We start from the raw sequence: 15,599 nt of genomic DNA, 5'->3' as shown, positions 1-15,599 counted from the left end.
CCGCATACGGGGCGATCTTCGCCTCGGCGAGCGAACGCACCGTCTCACGGAGCAGATCGTGCTCTTCCGACGGCCGGTACAGATCGAAATGCTGGTTCATCGGTCGGGACTCCAGTCCGCTTGCACGGGATGATGGTGAGGTGAACGGGACGAGGTCGGGGTGCTGCTGAAGGGATGCTGCGGTCGCGGCATTCAGTTCATGGCACTCAGTTCCCTCCAGTATGCACACCGAGTGCCATCTCCTCCGCCCGATGTTAGGTTCGCCCTCATGAGCGAGGCACCCCGTCGCGGTACAGCATCCGATGCGACACCCCCGAAGCCGCCCATAAGGGACTCCCTCGTCGCGGCCGCCTTCCAGCTCTTTCTCGAGCGCGGGTACGAGCAGACGACGGTCGACGACATCGTGACGCTGGCGGGGGTCGGACGCCGGTCGTTCTTCCGGTACTTCCCGTCCAAGGAAGATGTGGTCTTCCCGGATCACGAGCGCTGCCTTGCGGACATGACGGAGTTTCTGAGCTCCGGCTCGGACGATGACGACCCGGTGGAGCGGGTCTGCGACGCGGCCCGGCTCGTGCTGCGTATGTACGCCGAGAACCCGACGTTCTCCGTGCAGCGTTACCGGCTCACCAGAAAGGTGCCCGGGCTGCGCGCGTATGAGCTGTCGGTGGTGTGGCGGTACGAGCGCGCCCTCGCCGGGTATCTGCGCGAGCGTTTCGCGGGGCGCCGTGACGGCACCCTGCACGCGGACGTGATCGCCGCCGCGGTGGTGGCGGCGCACAACAACGGGCTCCGCTCCTGGCTGCGTTCGGACGGGCAGGGCGACGCGGCCGCCGCGGTCGACCACGCGCTCGACCAAGTCCGCGACACCTTCGGCGCCGGGGTTTCCGGCGGCGCCCGCATCACGCCGGAGGAACCGGAGGACGTGGTCGTCGTCATCTCCAAGCGGGGCACGCCGATGTGGCGCGTGGTCCGGGAGATCGAGTCCTCGCTCCGGGAGGACTGAAGACCGTCCCGGCTCGCTGCACCTCTTTCCCGAACCCCGGGTACGGAGTGCCTTTACTCGTGGCACTCAGTGCCATACTCTGGTCGCGTGCACGGCGTTCCGAGCACATCAGATTCCGGCCCGAGTGCAGGGAGATGACATCGTGTTCCACCCAGGGACAGGGACAGCGATCGCCGAGAGCCGACTCGACGCCACGGCTGACAACGGCACCGCCACCACCTCCGCGGACCCCGCCGCCTTCGACGGCCTGTGCTTCCAGCGCTGCCAGTGGTGCGGCACCCCCTCGTTCCACCGTCTGCTCTGCCCGGTCTGCGCCTCCAGCGACCTGCGGACCGAGCACAGCGCGGGCAGGGGGGTCGTGCGCCGCACGACGGTGATCCACCGGGGCACTCCGTCGGCCCGCAACGAGTCGCTGATCGAGATGGCCGAGGGGTTCACCGTGCGGGGCCGGGTGCTCGGCCCGCCCGCCGCGGTCCACCCCGGCGACCGGGTACAGCTCTCCAGGGCCGAGGACCCGGTCCGCAAGGAGCCGTTGTTCCAGCTCATGGACGAGCCGTTCCGACCCTGGGCGTGAGGCCGTAACCCGGGCACCCTCCTCAGATTCCTGGCGCGCCGACCACACCCACGCCCTCGCCTGGCTCAACCACCGCGGCGGAGCCCCCCGCTCCCGCAGCCGCCGCTTCAACGCCTGCCACACCTTCTACATCCGGGCAGTCGAGACCGGCCTCTGCCGGCACAACCCCTTCGAACGAGACGGGCGTCAGGGAACGTTCGACGAAGTCGAACGTCGCGGCGTGCGCTGTCACCAGCATCAGTGGCCGGTGAAAGGCAGGCGGCCCGGCGACGACAGAGCGTGTTACTGTGGACGCCGCAGCGACGACTGGGTCTGCTGCGGAGATCGGAGGAGGTGAGTTGATGACTGTCGTGGAGACCACTGCCGTGTGCAGTGCCCGGATCATCCTCACTTCCCGGGCCTCGTCCTGACCGCACCTGCCTTTCGCTCTCCTAGCGGGAGTTCTTCGTCGCACGTGCCGTCCGGAGGGGCCCCTTCCCAAGGGTCTCCACGTTGTTTCATCAACCTGCTTCTCAGCAACCCCCCTTCTTCTCTCCTGCGCGCGTCCTGACTCGGGCCGACTACGGCTGGGACGAGGAACGCGACCATTCCTTCGCCCCCTTCCGCGCCGACGGGCTGGTTCCCGGCCGGATCGTGCGGGCCGAGCGCGGCCTGCGCGGCGTGGGCCTGCACGAGGCCGACGAGGGCCTGGACCAGGCCTTCGCCGAGATCACCGAGCTCGCCGGGGACTGCCGCTTCGCCGACTGCGCCCACACCACCGAGCCGGGCTGTGCCGTCCTGGCAGCCGTCGAGTCCGGTCACCTCACCCGGCGGCGCCTCGACAGCTACCGCCGGCTGCTGCGCGAGAACGCCTATGCCGCCTCCCGCACCGACGCGCGGCTGCGCGCCGCGCAGGAACGGCCCAAGAAGGACATCGCGCGCATGCGGCGCGCCATCAACCGGTCCGGCAACCCCCAAACCTGACAGAAAGGAAGCCACCATGGACCTTCCCCGCATCTTCACCATCCGCGAGAGCAGCCACCGCATCCACAACCCGCTGACTCCCGACAAGCTCGCCGCCCTGGGCCAGGCACTCCACCTGGCCCCCGGGACACGGCTGCTCGACCTGGCCAGCGGCTCGGGCGAGATGCTGTGCACCTGGGCGCGTGACCTGGGCTTCACGGGCACGGGCGTGGACATCAGCACGGTCTTCACCGAGCAGGCGCGGGCCCGCGCCGTCGAGCTCGGCGTCGCCGACCGGGTGGAGTTCGTCCACGGCGACGCCTCCGGTCATGTCGCGGACGAGCCGATCGATCTCGCCGCCTGCGTCGGCGCCACCTGGATCGGCAACGGCGTCGCCGGAACGGCCGAGTTGCTCAGCCGCAGCCTCCGCCCCGGAGGTCTGATGCTGATCGGCGAGCCCTACTGGCGTCGGACTCCGCCGGACCAGGAGGCCGTGAAGGCCTGCCACGCCAACAACCTGTCCGACTTCCTGCCGCTGCCGGAGCTGATCGAGCAGTTCGGCGACCTCGGGTACGACGTCGTGGAAATGATGCTGGCCGACCAGGACAGCTGGGACCGGTACTGCGCGGCACAGTGGCTCAACCTCCGCCGCTGGCTCGACCGGAACCCGGACGACGAACTGGCGCCCGAGGTACGGGCCGAGCTCACCACCCAGCCCGCACGCTACGCGCGCTTCATGCGTGAGTATCTCGGTTGGGGAATCTTCGCCCTGATGAAGCGCTGATCGTCTGATCCGCGCGGGGCCGGGCGGCACGCCGTCTGGCCCCGCGCGGGGACGACCGCCTACCGCAGTGTGTGGACGACAAGGCTGACGGCGACGCCGGAGGAGCGGATCTCTCCGGCGAGCTTCACGGCGGCCTCCACCGACCAGGACCGGGCTCGGTGTGGACCGAACTGCCCCCGGTGTCAGCTGTTCATGCCGCCCGCGAAGGGCATCGTCTGCCAGTGGTCGACGGCTGGTTTGAGGTACTCCATCAGCTCGGGCAGTTGCGGGACCAGCGTGAGAGTGGCGACGACCCGCAGCATGCCCAGGGCGTTGACGAAGCCCATGACGTCCTCGTTGAGCGGCCTCATGCCGTTGCGCCGGGCGCCGCGGTTGTAGGCGGATTCGTGCTCGGGTCCGAGAGCGGCCAGGTCCCACTCGACGGGCCCCAGCGTGACCAGTTCGAAGTCGGCGTAGAGGTCGCCGTCCACCCCGGAGAAGATGTTCGCGGGCGGGGAGTCGCCGTGGATGGGCTGGAGGTCGACGCCCGGGAACCGGGTCTCGAAGGCCGTGCGTGAGCGCACGAGGGGTTCGAGGATCTGCCACTCGCGGCGGGCGCGGTCCAGCTCGGCCGCACCGATCAGGGTGGGGTGCTGGTCGAGCCGGGCGAGGCTTTCTGCGATGAACCGCGGCTCGGCCGCGGACAGAAACTCCAGGCGGCCCGGGTAGGTGCGCAGTGCCGCGTGCAGGTCGGCGACGCTCTCGCTGTTCGCCACGTAGTCGGGTTCCTTGTCCCGGTCCTCCTCGACGAACGGCCAGAACGTCATCGAGAAACCGTCGCGTTGCACGGGTTCCCGCGGCACGAGCGGGCTGGGCGCGATCACGGGGACTCCCTGGCCGGCGAGCCAACGTGTCACGTCCAGTTCATCCTGCTGGCGGCGGGCGAGGGCGGCCAGGTCGTCCGGGTGCGGCAGGACGGTGGGAATCCGGGCGACGATCGGCGAGGGCGCGAGGTGGACGACGACGGAGAAGACGTCGTGGAGCACCGTGGGGTCGGTGACGGTCAGGCCGAGCTCGCGCCCTGCCGCGACGGCCGCCTCGACGGCAGCGGAGGTGCGGCCGGCGAGCTGGTGTGGTGTCAGGAAGGTGGTCATGGCTCCATCGTTTCGGCGGATTTTTCCGGATTGTTGGGCAGGTCGGAGCGGGGGCGGGGCTGTTCGCGGCGGAGGCGGACCGACAGGGTCAGCGCCTGCGACCGGCACGCAGCTCCAGCCGCTCCCCTTCGAAGCGTGCGCGGAAGCTGCGGTCGTGCGAGACCGCGACCACCGCCCCCGGGTACGCCGCGAGCGCCGCCTGAAGGTCCTCGACCAGGTCGAGCGCGATGTGGTTGGTCGGCTCGTCGAGGACGAGGAGGTCCGCGGGCCGGGTCACCAGGCGGGCGATCTGCAGCCGCCGCTGCTGGCCCGCGGACAGGGCGGCAACCGGGACGTGCAGGTCCTCCTCGCGGAACAGGCCCAGTGCCAGGAGCTGTTCGGCGTACTCGTCCGGCAGCCCGGGCCGCCCGGCAGCGAACGCGGCGAGCAGTGGGAGCCGCGTGGAATGCGCGGGCAGTTCCTGCGCGAGGTAGCCGATCCTGGCGGGGCGGCGTGCCGTGCCCGCGTCCGGCTCCAGGTCGCCCGCCAGGACGCGCAGGAGCGTCGTCTTGCCCGCGCCGTTCTCGCCCGTGACCAGCAGCCGCTGTCCGGGCGCGATTGCAAGGAGCCCGTCCAGACGCAGCCGCTCGCCGACCCGTACGCCGTCGAACTCGGCGAGGGGGCCCTGGGCGGGGCCGGCTGCCGCCGACAGCGCCGCCGTGAACCGCAGGGGTTCCGGCGGTGCCGCCACCGGGTTGCGCCGCAGCTGGGCCAGGCGCTCCCGGGCGGAGCGCACCTGCCCGCCGAGCTTCGCCTCGCTGGACCGGCGGTGCTTGCCGAAACCCTGCTTCGGGTCGCGGCCGGTGGTGGCAAGGCGCCTCCCCGCGGCCTCGAGCAGCTCCTCCATGCGGGCCACCTCCTCGGCCCAGTCCGCGTACCGTTGCTCCGCGCCGCGCCGGGCGGCGGCCTTCGCGGCGCGGTAGCCGGCCCAGCCGTCGCCGTACCGGAACACCGTGCGCGCATCCCGGTCGACCTCGAGGATCGTGGTGGCGATGCGTTCCAGGAATCCGCGGTCGTGGGTGACCGCGACGACGGTGCCGCGGTGCGCGCGCAGGTGCTCCTCCAGCCAGCGGACGGCCGCCGCATCGAGGTGGTTCGTCGGTTCGTCGAGGAGCAGCAGTTCGGGGGCAGCGGCCAGGACGCAAGCGAGCGCGAGCCGAGACTGCTCGCCGCCGGACAGCGAGCCGAGCAGGCGGTCGCGGGTGATCTGCGCGAGCCCGAGCCCGTGCAGCGCGGCATCCACACGGGCGTCCGCCTCGTATCCGCCGCGTTCCTCGTATGCGATCAGCAGTTCGCCGTACGCGGCGAGATCCTCTTCTGCTGCCTCGCCGAGGGACTCCTCCGCCACCCGCAACTGGCGCTCCATGTCGCGCAGTTCGGCGAAGGCGAGGTCGACGGCGTCCTGCACGGTGCAGTCCGCATCGAGGTCGAGGGTCTGGGCGAGGTGGCCGATGCCGCCGGGGAAGCTGACGGTGATCTCCCCGGCGTCCGGCATCTCGGCTGCGGCGAGCAGCCGCAGCAGGGTGGACTTGCCGGAGCCGTTCTCGCCGATGACGGCGGCCTTCTCGCCCGGACGGACGGTGAAGGAGACCTGGTCGAGGACGGTCCGGGTGCCATAGGACTTGGTGACGTCCTTAACGGACAGCTGCGCCACGGCAGCGGGGGCGACGGTGGGCACAGCGGTATGGGCGCGGTCGCGCATATGACTTTCCCTGGGCATACGAAGGGTCTACGGGCAGCAGAAACGGCGGCATCGGCCGTGCCCGGACTCAGACGAAGAAGAGGAAAGCCATGCCCCCACCATAACAAGCCGAATCGTCTTGCTTCAGTTCATGCGTGTCGCGAAGTCCGTGATCCGCAGCACCTCGTTCCTCCAGGGCGCTTCTATCCCTGACCCACGGTGCAAAGTAGCCCTCGGCCTCCGGTGACGCTCAACTGTCGGTGGGCTTCGCTCCGGCATTCATCACTTATCGGCGTCCATCACAGGGCGGCGGCCGTCGATGCGGCCGCGGGCCCGTCCGTAATTGGCTTGCCCTGGCCACGGGTCAACGCTGCACTGTGACCAGACACCATGAGTCGTGGTGCCGGTATCCCGAGGAGGCAGCAGCAGCAATGGAGATCCGTCCCACGACCGACAAGGATCTCGACGTCTTCGTCGACACAGTCCATGCCGCATTCGGGCGCTTCCCGGAAACCCCGATAGAGGGCGGCGGGCTCTGGTGGTCGGCGCTCGAAATGGACCGCTGCATGCTCGCCCTGACGGCGGACGGGCGGCCCGTCGGCACCGCCGGCACGCATTCCTTCGAGCTCACCCTGCCCGGTGAGACCCTCGTCCCGGCCGCCGGGGTGACCGCCGTCGGGGTCCTGCCCTCGCACCGGCGCCAGGGCGTGCTCAGCGCGATGATGCGGCATCAGCTCACCGAGCTGCGGGCCCGCGGGGAGTTCCTTTCCGTGCTGCTGGCCTCTGAGGCCCCGATCTACGGCAGGTTCGGCTACGGACCGGCGACCTACACGGCGCGGCTGACGGTGCCGCGCCACAAGGCCGCCCTCGCCGTTCCCCGGGCGCGCGGAGTGGCGCAGGCACCATCGACCGGCTCGGACAACGGCTCGGTCGAGGTGCTGCGTAGGGCCGAGTGCGGCGAGATTCTGGAAGAGGTCTACGACCGGTATCGCCGCGCCCAGCCCGGTGCGCTGTCCCGGCCGCACCGCTGGTGGGCCTTGCGCGCGGGGCAGCCCCCGATCTCGCCGGCGCCGCGCTACGTCGCTGTCCACCGGGACGCCGACGGCGTCCCGGACGGGTACGCCAGCTACTCGATCGAGTCCGGCACCCTGACGGTCGACGAGACCATCGCCACCGACGACGCCGTCTTCACGGCCCTGGCCCGGTTCGTATTCGGACACGACCTGGTCTCTCAGGTCGTGTTCCAGCACGTCCCGTCCGATCACCCGCTGCGCTGGCAGTTCGCGGACTTCCGCGCCGGCGAGGTGAGCGGCGACATGGACTGGCTCTGGGTGCGGCTGCTGGACGTCCCGCGTGCGCTGACCGCGCGCGGCTGGTTCATGGACGGCGAGCTCGTCCTCGACATCGACGACCCGTTCCTCGGCGAACACGACCGCTACCTGCTGACCATCCGGGACAGCAAGGCCGACTGCGTCCCGACGGACCGGAAGCCCGACCTGTCCCTGGACATCAGCGACCTGGGCTCCATCTACCTCGGCGGCACTGCCCCGAGCACGCTCGTGCGTGCCGGACACATCCGGGCCCACCGCCCAGGCGCGGCCACCCTCGCTGACGCACTCTTCCGCGCCGAGCGCTCCCCGCACTGCCTGCACTGGTTCTGACCGCGCTCGCAGACCCTGCACAAGTCTCGTTCGTCGGCTACTCGTTCGGCCTGACGAACAGGCCGGAGACGAAGCATCGGGAGTACGCCGATGGTCAACGGCTACTTCGCACCGTGGATCAGGGACAGGAGACCGGGACTGACCGCGAACCCACGGGTCTCTCCCCGGAATCGGGGCATCGCACCCTTGGGTTCGTGCTGAAGAACCTTCAGTTTCCGCGAACTCGCGGGGATCGCCGGCCTTGGGACTGGTGAGCTCGCATGTTCAGATGTCGCGTATTCCGCTCAGGCCTGCCTGTTTGCATGACGTTGAGTGATTGATCTGCGGGGCTTGGCTTCGGCTGGGCGTGTGCAGGAAGATCGCGGCATGGACTCCATCGACAGTCTCCAGAGCGTGCGGTCGCCGCGGTTGCGGCCCGGGGACCGGGTGCGGATCGTCGCTCCGGCCTGTCCCCCCAGCCGCGAGGGAGTCGGCCGTGGCGTTGAGCTACTGACGTCATGGGGGCTTCGGGTCGAGTTGGGTGAGCACGTCTTTGACCAATGGGGGTATATGGCCGGCCGGGATGAGGATCGTGTCTCCGACCTGAACTCTGCGTTCGGCGACCCGGGCGTCCGCGCTGTGTTTGCCGCCATGGGCGGCAAAGGCACCTACCGCATCGTCGACGACCTCGATACCGACGCGCTGCGCCGTGATCCGAAACCGGTGGTCGGCTTCAGCGACATCACCCACCTCCACCTCGCCCTATGGGCTCGATGCCGATTGTCCTGCTTGCACGGCCCCTTCCCCAACGCGAGCGACGAATGGTGCGGGCCCGCATCAGCCGACGCCGTTCGCCGCGCGCTGATGACCACCGACCCCGTCATCATCCACAGGGACACCAGCCAAGCCAGTGCGGCAGTCACCGTCGAGGGCACCGCGACCGGTGTCCTGATCGGCGGCAACCTTGACGCGATCCGCACCGAGGCCGGGGCCGGTCTACCGAACCTCAAGGGGGCGATCCTCTTTCTCGAACACAAGAGAGGCACAGGGCTAGGGGAGGTCGACCGCGCGCTGACCCAGCTGACCCGTACTGGGGCCCTGGACGGGTTGCACGGTGTCGCGCTCGGCCAGTTCATCGGCTTCGACCAGGATGCCGATGACCCGACCCTGGGGGGATGGGGCATCGCCGACGTCCTGCGTGACCGACTGACTCGCCTGGGCGTTCCTGTCCTCGGCGGGCTCCCTGCCGGACACGGCCCACACCCTCCGACCATCCCGCTCGGCACTCAGGCCACGATCGACACCGCCGCCGGAACCCTGACGGTTCAGCCAGCCGTCACCTGACCGTTGACTGCCTTACCCGGGGCAGGGCCCACAGCGGTGGCCGACTGCCCGGTCTTTCACCGTGTGTGGTCTCCTCGCGTATCGGCCCGCGAGAGTGGTGGGCTCGCATGTTGAGGTGTCGCGTATTCGCCAACGTCATCAGTAGATCGTGATTGTGTGTCGGGGCTCTGCGGCATGATGATCGCCGTGATCTGCGCGGCCGTGCGGGTGGGCTGTGCTGGAGGGCATGGAGTCGTCCGTCCGTACACCCGCTTCCGGGGCCGGTGTGGTCACACAGTTGCACAGCCGGCGAAGTAGCGTACGTCGCAGTCCCGTAACAAATGGCCCCTGTCCGTGGTCCCGTCGGCCCTGCAGGGGTCTTCTGTCGACCATGAACCCAGGTCCCAGACCCCTGGCCGCCGCCTGCATGGCCGTGCTGGTCCTCGCAGGGTGCGGCGAGGACCAGCACGGCGGCGGGAAACGCCGCCCTGCCCCCGGCCCCGCCGTCGTCACCCCCTCCGCGTCCGCGCCCGTGCCGCAGGGCAAGGGCGGCAAGCTACCCGACGACGTCAACGGGGACGGCTTTCCCGACCTGCAGATCCCCGTCCAGTCCGACACGCGGGTTGCCTTCGTGTACGGGTCGCGCGCCGGGCTGAAGCCAAAGGTACGGACGGTGCTGGGCCGCAGCGGCTTCGGCTTCCCGCCGAACGCCAGAACGCAGGACCCCGAGTACATCGCGGAGGTGGCCACCGCCGATCTGGACGGGGACGGCTTCCCCGACTTCGTCGGCACCACTACCCGCGAGCGCGGCCCGGCCGAGCAGAGGCGCTACACAGAATCGGACCGCATCGACCCGTACATCGCCTGGGGCACCCCGGCCGGCCGCCCGAAGCCCGGTCGCAAGGCCACCCGGGTCGCCCTGCCCGGGGAGCTCGCCGGGCGCGGCATCCACACCGAGCCGGCTGCGGGCGACTTCGACGGCGACGGACACGCCGACCTCGCGCTGGACTCCGGCCGCTCGGTGACCCTGCTGTACGGCCCGTTCGACCGCTCAGGCCGGCCCGCCCGCACCGGCAGCCGCCCACTCGCGCAGCAGCCGCCGGGCCGGCTCATCGCCGACCGGACCGCGCCGGGCCGGGCCACCGGCCTGGTGGTGAAGTACGGCGACGACGGCGAGCAGAGCGGCTCCCTGTACTTTCCAGCCGGTGCGGGTGGCATCGCCCCCACCGGCCGGGAGCTGCGCGCCGGCAACGCCCTCGCCTTCGGCGACTTCGATGGCGACGGCAGCCGCGACCTCGCCGTCGCCGACGACGGCAGCCGCAACGACGAACCCGGCTACGAGAGCGAGGGGCCGTCGGTCCACGAGATGGTCACCGTCTACTTCGGAGGCAGCGAAGAGACCGTCGACTTCCGCGTGCCCGGCAGTCGCGGCCTGGCCGCCGCTGACACCGATGGCGACGGCCGCGACGAGCTGGCCGTGGCCGCCAACCGGCGCCCCAGGTCGTCTGGTTTCGGTCAGGAGCTGACGGAGGTGTTCAGCCTCGACCGCTCCGGCGTCAAGGACCGGCACAAGCTGCAGCGCACCATGCCGGCACGCGTGGACGGCGCGAAAGTACGCAAGTCCGCCCGCCGCGCCTGGCTGTACGCGGGCACGGACCTCAACGCCGACGGCAAGGACGAGATCGTCCTCAGCTGGGGCGTGGACAGTCTCTTCGCCCTCTACGGCCAGCGGCCCACCCACTGGTGGATCACCGACGGCCGCTCGGACCTGGTCGTCTTCACCACCCTTCCGTACATGCAGGAAAAGTAAGGCGGTCCGCCAGGCTCAGCTCCGCCAACTGTGGCGCTCAGTCGGTACACCACTGTGAGGCACGTCTTGAGGCGGCGAGCTCCGGCTCTGCCGGCCCGGACCAGTGCTCGCTCACTCAGGTCTCGAGCGCTGCGGCTGCCCGGTGCGGCAGCGACCTCCGTCGGCGGTCGACCTCCTGCCCCAGGAGGCGGCTCATGGAGCGCGTCGGTGACGGCCGGGCATGTCGGAGGGAGCTGCCACCATCGGGAGGTGCTGATTCCCAGAGCGGTTGCCGTGGTCGTCGATGGCCCACGAGTCTTGGTCATCAAGAGGTTCCTGAGGCACCAAAGGCCGGATGACTGTGTGATGTGTGAGGACAGTCATTGGACGGGGCCAATGTGTCCTGGACATCACTACGCCGTCCTTCCCGGTGGTCACGTTGAGGAGGGTGAGAGCGCCGAGATGGCAGCGTTGCGCGAACTGGAGGAGGAGACCACGCTTGCGGCGAGGATCGACCAGCTGCTGTGGACTGGCCGACACAATGGCCGGCCCGCCTCGTACTTCCTCATGACGGACGTCACCGGCACCGCTGTCTTGTCCGGGTTCGAGGCCGAGGCCAATGGGCCAAACGACAGCTATCAGCTGCTGTGGGCAACGGCTGACGAGTTCGACCAGCTGAACCTGCATCCTGCTGACGTCCGGGAGCCGCTTACTCGGCTGCTACGAAGTCAAGGACCGGGGCGCTGTCAAAACTCGTGAACAACACAGTCCGTGGATCCGGGTGCCTCCCAATGCCGTCACCAACTGGTGTCACGAGTCGCGAACAAAGCCAGCCCGTCATGCAGCGGACGCGATACGGGTCCGCACCAGTTCGGCATCGGTGAAGTGGACACGGAGCATTCGCTTCCCCCGTGTGGCCTGGGCCTTTTGGGCAGAGCAAAAGGCCTGGTCGACCATGCTCGCGTCCGCGATGCTCGAGTTCAACGCGGCGCGAGGGGCGCGAATCTTGTCACATACCAGGCAGTCTGTCCCGCCGCGCCCGGCGACCACGATGACGACCACGGGGGAACGAGCCGGATACGAGCACCTGGCGGGTTGCCGGATACGACTACCGGTCCTGCACCTGACGCACACGAAGGGCGGCCCGGCTCCGGCTGAGCCGCCCTTCCTGCTGTTCAGACGACGGCCGCGCGTACGTCCTGCCCGGTCCGAGTGGCCAGCCGCAGGAAGTTCCGCACGGGGCGTCGTCGGGGGCGACAGACGGCAAGCCGTCGACCACGAGCGGCGCCGGAGGAGGTCAGGCATAGAACACCAGGACACTGCCGGGAGTGCCGACCGCTGAGCGGGCGCTGGCGGCGCTGCCCCAGCAGGCCTCTTGAAGGAGCCTTCCCGGACGGCTTCCAGGACCTTTCGACGAATCCCAACTTCCTGTTCTTTGTCGTCGGGGCCGCTAGTGCCTGCGGCCCGTAGCGGAGGCGAAGCCCAGCCAGGTGTGGCGGTTGCCCCACCAGCACCAGCCGACCTTCGGGGCGTTGCGCCGCTCGCGACCGTCCCGCCCCGTGCCGTTGCTGAGCCAGATCGCCGGAGTGCGGGCGTCCAGGGCGCCGTTTGCCTTGCGTAGCCGGGAACCGATGGTCATGAAGCACCGGTTGCGCTCGAGGACCGCCGGCTGCTGGAGCACCCAGTGGATGCCTTCGGTGAGCAGCAGCGGGGTGCGGTTCTCCTTGGTGAGGGCGGGCAGTGCCTCTTCCGGGCTCCAGTTGGCCATGTGGTCGCCGCGGTCGAGGCTGGTGACGAGGTAGAGGGGGGCGTCGGGCAGCTCGACGGTGCAGGGGGCGAAGCGGTCGACGTCGGGCATGTCGGTGACGACGAAGCCGGGCTTGCCGTCGTGGCGGAGCAGCGGTGCGAGGGTGGAGGCGGGGGCGCGGTCCGGGTGGACAGCGAGCAGGGCGTCGCTGTCACCGCTGCTGGCGTCCTCTGCGAAGCTGCGTACTTCGTCGGCGGCTATCCCCGCCAGCTCGTGCACCCCAAGCCCGATCAGGCGTTCTGCCTGGGTGGCGAGCGGCGGGAGAGGGGGCACGGTGGAGGTGGACGAGGTATCGGGCAAGGCACTCCTCGGTTCGGTCTGGAGCAGTAGACCTGAGATCAACGAGGCGGCCTGCCGGAATGTTCCCGGTCCGCCGGCGCTGCGACAGACTCCCCGGACGGACTAGCGCTAGCCCGGCATCACGAGCCGCTCCCTGGTTGAGCCCACAACCAAATGGAGCCACGCACCGCCGAAAACCGGACCCGGTCGGCGTGCAGTCGATCTGGCGGCTCGGGGTCGCGGCGAGGCCTTCGCTGATGCCCCTGGGTGCTTGTGCGGCTACCTCCTCGTCCTGGGCCCGTGGAGAAGGCCGATCACCCGAGTGAACAGCCTGTCGGTCTTCTCGGTGCGGTCGAAGGTGGTCAGTGTGAGCATCGGCCTGAACCTCTGCCGGGCGATCGCCTTGGCGTAGGTGAACTCCTTCAGGCCGTCGGGCCCGTGGATGCGGCCGAAGCCGGAGTCGCCGACACCACCGAAGGGCAGGCTCGGTATGCCGGCGAAGCTGATCACGCCGTTGACCGCGGACATGCCCGAGCGGATCCGCTCGGCGACGGTCATGCCGTGGCGCTTGCTGAAGACCGTGCTTCCGAGGCCGTAGGCGGTCGCGTTGGTCAGTTCGATGGCTTCGTCCATGTCCCGCACCTTCGCGACGGTCATGGTCGGTCCGAAGGTCTCCTCCTGCACCGCCAGGGAGTTCTCCGGCACGTCGACCAGGATGGTCGGCTGCACGTAGCGCTCACCTACGGCGTCGAGGCCGCCGACCACCGCGCGGCCGCCCTTGTCGAGGGCGTCCTGCACGTGCCGGCGGATGACGTGCAGCTGGCTCGGCATGGTGATCGGTCCGATCTTGCCATCGGCGCCCGCGTGCAGGCGGGCGGCCTTGGTGGTGAGTGCGTCGACGAACTCGTCGTACACCTGCTCGTGGACGTAGACCCGCTCGACGCCGATGCACGTCTGCCCGGCGTTGCTGCACGCACCCCAGAGCGCCGCGTCGGCCGCGACGGGGATGTCGGCGTCGGCGTCGACGATCACAGCGTCCTTGCCCCCGGCTTCGATGACCACCGGTGTGAGCGTCTCGGCGCACGCGGCCATCACCTTCTTACCGGTGGCCGTCGATCCGGTGAAGGCGATCTTGTCGGCCCCGGCGTGGCACAGTGCGGCGCCGGTGGCGCCGAGGCCGGTGACGACCTGGAGGACCGGACGGCCCACGGCCTCCTCGAATCGCTCGGCGAGCCACACGCCCACCCCCGGGGTGTACTCGCTGGGCTTGAAGACCACGGCGTTGCCGGCTGCCAGTGCGTAGGCGATCGACCCCAGCGGTGTGAAGACCGGGTAGTTCCACGGCCCGATCACGCCGATCACGCCGAGCGGTTTGTAGGCCACCGACGCGGACTGATGGGCCATCAGCAAGCCCGGGGACACCTTGCGCCGGGCGAGCACTCTCCTCGCGTGTCCGGCGGCCCACCCGATGTGTTCGATCGCGAGCCCTGCCTCGAGCGTCGCGTCGCCGAGCGGTTTGCCGGTCTCGCGGTGCACCATTTCGATGAGCTCGGGCAGTCGCTGGACCATCGCGGCTTTCCACGCCGTCAGGTGCCGCTTGCGCCCCGTGAAGCTGAGGCCGGCCCACCAGGCGGCCTCGGTGCGGGCGAGGTCGACGGCCGCGCGTACCTCCTCCTCGGTGTGCACCGGGTGGGTGCCGACGACCTCGCCGGTGGCGGGGTCGAGCGAGTCGAACGTGGCGGCGGTGTGTCCGCGCCGACTGGCGGCTGCTTGGCTGGTAGGACTCATGGCGGCTGCTTGGCTGGTAGGACTCACAGAATCCCTTTCGCTCTCGACGTGGCATGGCTCAAAGGGCGGGTCATTTCGGTGCTTTGTGGCCGCGCGCGGGCCTTGTGGCGCGGGCCCCCGGAGGTTGGTTCAGGGCTGGTATCCGCTGGCTGTGGCACGGCGCCATACGTCCTCCAGCTGCTCGGTTGTCAGCGTTGCCGGCTCTGCGAGTTGGGCTGCCTGCAGATACAGGCGTGCGAGCCATTCGACCGATTCGGCGTTGCGGACTGCCTCGGCCAATGTGGCGCCACTGGTGACTGCGCCGTGGTTCCGCATGAGCGCAGCCTTCCGGTCGAGCATCGCGCGGCGCACGTTGTCGGCGAGTTCCTGGCTTCCGAAGGTTGCGTAGGGCGCCACTCGGATCGGGCCTCCGAGCTGGAGGATGGCGTAGTGGACGCTGGGCAGCTCGTCGCGCACCAGGCCGAGGGCGGTGGCCCACGGCGCGTGCGTGTGCACGATGGCCTGGGCGTCGGTTGTGCGGTAGATCCCCAGGTGGAGGGGGGTTTCCGAGGAGGGTGAGCTCGCGCCCGGGTCGAGGATGTCGCCGTCGAGTGTGACGCGGGCGATGTCGGCGGGTTCCAGCGTCTGGTAGCTCACTCCGGACGGCGTCACGAGTACGTGGTCGCCGATGCGGACGCTGAGGTTTCCCGACGTGCCGGTGACGAGCCCGGTGTCGTGGAGGTGTCGGCTCGCGTCGACCAGAGCCGTCCGGGTTTTCAGTTCGTGTGTGTCGTCCACTGCGTTGTCACCGCGTCCGTTCTTGTGCCGTTGGTCTTGC

14 protein-coding genes are annotated in these 15,599 nt (G+C 69.7%); 8 read left to right on the top strand and 6 right to left on the bottom strand.

Going from position 1 to position 15,599, the window contains the following annotated elements; all coding sequences use genetic code 11:
- A partial coding sequence (locus STSP_RS40610; RefSeq protein WP_232789876.1) for an acyl-CoA dehydrogenase family protein occupies positions 1 to 100 on the bottom strand: 100 nt, incomplete at its 3' end.
- Between the two features lie 168 nt (positions 101 to 268).
- On the opposite strand from STSP_RS40610, the gene STSP_RS32100 reads away from it, so the two are divergent.
- The 4 genes from STSP_RS32100 (at position 269) to STSP_RS32085 (ending at position 3,303) form a co-directional block, all read left to right on the top strand.
- Entirely contained in the window at positions 269 to 1,003 is a 735-nt protein-coding gene (locus STSP_RS32100) for a TetR/AcrR family transcriptional regulator (protein ID WP_067284516.1), read from the top strand.
- A gap of 247 nt (positions 1,004 to 1,250) precedes the next feature.
- Positions 1,251 to 1,577, top strand: a complete 327-nt coding sequence (locus tag STSP_RS32095; RefSeq protein ID WP_232789875.1) for a Zn-ribbon domain-containing OB-fold protein — start codon at positions 1,251 to 1,253, stop codon at positions 1,575 to 1,577.
- A gap of 492 nt (positions 1,578 to 2,069) precedes the next feature.
- Positions 2,070 to 2,540, top strand: coding sequence for a ribosome small subunit-dependent GTPase A (locus STSP_RS32090; protein ID WP_408646392.1), 471 nt, complete (start codon positions 2,070 to 2,072; stop codon positions 2,538 to 2,540).
- A 16-nt stretch (positions 2,541 to 2,556) separates the two neighbouring features.
- Positions 2,557 to 3,303, top strand: a complete 747-nt coding sequence (locus tag STSP_RS32085; protein WP_067284515.1) for a methyltransferase domain-containing protein — start codon at positions 2,557 to 2,559, stop codon at positions 3,301 to 3,303.
- A gap of 182 nt (positions 3,304 to 3,485) precedes the next feature.
- Here STSP_RS32085 and STSP_RS32080 read toward each other — a convergent pair whose 3' ends face one another.
- A complete protein-coding gene (locus STSP_RS32080; RefSeq protein ID WP_067284514.1) occupies positions 3,486 to 4,436 on the bottom strand; it encodes a phosphotransferase in 951 nt (316 codons plus the stop codon).
- Positions 4,437 to 4,524: 88 nt separating this feature from the next.
- The gene (abc-f, locus tag STSP_RS32075; RefSeq protein WP_067284513.1) at positions 4,525 to 6,177 is read right to left on the bottom strand and encodes a ribosomal protection-like ABC-F family protein; all 1,653 of its coding nucleotides are present in this window, start codon (positions 6,175 to 6,177) and stop codon (positions 4,525 to 4,527) included.
- A gap of 410 nt (positions 6,178 to 6,587) precedes the next feature.
- Between abc-f and STSP_RS32070 the strand changes: the two genes are divergently transcribed.
- From STSP_RS32070 to STSP_RS32055, 4 genes are all read left to right on the top strand, one after another.
- Positions 6,588 to 7,817, top strand: coding sequence for a GNAT family N-acetyltransferase (locus STSP_RS32070; RefSeq protein ID WP_067284512.1), 1,230 nt, complete (start codon positions 6,588 to 6,590; stop codon positions 7,815 to 7,817).
- 366 nt (positions 7,818 to 8,183) lie between these two features.
- A complete protein-coding gene (locus STSP_RS32065; RefSeq protein ID WP_198547470.1) occupies positions 8,184 to 9,140 on the top strand; it encodes a S66 peptidase family protein in 957 nt (318 codons plus the stop codon).
- Positions 9,141 to 9,510: 370 nt separating this feature from the next.
- Entirely contained in the window at positions 9,511 to 10,929 is a 1,419-nt protein-coding gene (locus STSP_RS32060; protein ID WP_067284511.1) for an FG-GAP repeat domain-containing protein, read from the top strand.
- Positions 10,930 to 10,959: 30 nt separating this feature from the next.
- Entirely contained in the window at positions 10,960 to 11,667 is a 708-nt protein-coding gene (locus STSP_RS32055; RefSeq protein WP_332835404.1) for an NUDIX domain-containing protein, read from the top strand.
- 691 nt (positions 11,668 to 12,358) lie between these two features.
- On the opposite strand, the gene STSP_RS32045 is transcribed toward STSP_RS32055, so the two are convergent.
- The 3 genes from STSP_RS32045 to STSP_RS32035 all read right to left on the bottom strand — a co-directional run bounded on the left by STSP_RS32045 (position 12,359) and on the right by STSP_RS32035 (position 15,559).
- Positions 12,359 to 13,015 carry a DUF5701 family protein gene (locus tag STSP_RS32045; protein ID WP_067284509.1) on the bottom strand — a complete coding sequence of 219 codons (657 nt, stop codon included), beginning with the start codon at positions 13,013 to 13,015 and terminating at the stop codon, positions 12,359 to 12,361.
- A 258-nt stretch (positions 13,016 to 13,273) separates the two neighbouring features.
- Entirely contained in the window at positions 13,274 to 14,782 is a 1,509-nt protein-coding gene (locus tag STSP_RS32040; RefSeq protein ID WP_067284508.1) for an aldehyde dehydrogenase family protein, read from the bottom strand.
- 129 nt (positions 14,783 to 14,911) lie between these two features.
- Positions 14,912 to 15,559 carry a class II aldolase/adducin family protein gene (locus STSP_RS32035; protein ID WP_232789872.1) on the bottom strand — a complete coding sequence of 216 codons (648 nt, stop codon included), beginning with the start codon at positions 15,557 to 15,559 and terminating at the stop codon, positions 14,912 to 14,914.
- Positions 15,560 to 15,599 lie beyond the last annotated feature (40 nt).

This window comes from Streptomyces jeddahensis, assembly GCF_001642995.1.
GTDB lineage: Bacteria > Actinomycetota > Actinomycetes > Streptomycetales > Streptomycetaceae > Streptomyces > Streptomyces jeddahensis.
This window is presented reverse-complemented; position numbering and strand designations above follow the sequence as displayed.